Raw genomic sequence first — 1045 nt, 5'->3', positions numbered from 1 at the left:
CGAGCGCGGGTTCGCTGGTGTCGGCGGGGTAGGCACCGTTCTCGTCATGGACCTCGCGCCCCGTCACCGGCGGGTTGAAGACGCAGGCGCACACGATGTCCTGCACCGGGCGCACGATGTGCCTGTCGTTGGCGTTGAGCGCATACATCACGCCCGGCCTCAACTCGTGCGTCAGGCCGGTGCCGAGATCCTCGATGGTCCCCTCGCCCTGCATCACCAGCACCGCTTCGAGATGGTTCTGGTAATGCATGTGCAGTTCCTCACCCGCGAACATCGTGGTGACGTGGAACGAGAAGCCCATCTTGTCGTCCTTGAGAAGCAGACGGTCGGAGTGCCAGCCATTGGATTCGACGTGACGGTCGGACTTGCGGATGTCGTTGAGATTGCGAACGATCATGTGTGGATTCCTTTGAATTCGGGGGAAGGTTCAGGCCGCAACGAGCTTGCGCGACACCGGGGCGATCGCCTGCGCGACCGCCTCTTCGAGAATGTCGAGCCCGGCTTCGAGCACCGCGTCTTCAATGGTTAGCGGGGCGAGCACCTTTACGATTTCGTCATGTGCGCCGCTGGTCTCGATGATCAGGCCCTCGTCGAAGCACGCGGACGTAATCTGCGAGGCCACTTCGCCGCTGCCGACGTTGATGCCGCGCATCATGCCGCGCCCGCGTGTGGTCAGGCCATGGCGCTCGGCCATGCGTTCAAGCCGCCGTTCGAGGATGCCGCCGCGCCGTGCCACCGCGTCGGTGAAGGCCGGATCGGCCCAGAACTCGCGCAAGGCGGCAGTGGCGGTGACGAAAGCGTGGTTGTTGCCACGGAACGTGCCGTTGTGCTCGCCGGGGCTCCAGACGTCGAGGTCGGGGCGCAGCAGCGTCAGCGCGAAGGGCAGGCCCATGCCTGAAAGCGACTTTGCCAGCGTAACAATATCGGGCGTGAAGCCCATGCCCTCGAAGCTGAAGAACCCGCCGGTGCGCCCGCAGCCTGCTTGAATGTCGTCGACGATCATCAGCGCGCCGTGCTTCTCTGCCAGCGCGGCGATGCGGCGCAG

Annotated in this window: 2 protein-coding genes; both read right to left on the bottom strand. The window is 64.8% G+C overall.

Features of this window, described 5'->3' with window-relative positions:
- The coding region (locus ACYPYD_RS25500; RefSeq protein WP_459666350.1) for an ectoine synthase at positions 1-397 on the bottom strand (397 nt) is incomplete at its 3' end.
- A 30-nt stretch (positions 398-427) separates the two neighbouring features.
- The coding region (locus ACYPYD_RS25495) for an aminotransferase class III-fold pyridoxal phosphate-dependent enzyme (protein WP_459666348.1) at positions 428-1045 on the bottom strand (618 nt) is incomplete at its 5' end.

The organism is Novosphingobium sp. 11B (genome assembly GCF_054589055.1).
The sequence above is the reverse complement of the archived record's forward strand: the minus strand, read 5'-3'. Positions and strand labels throughout refer to the sequence as shown.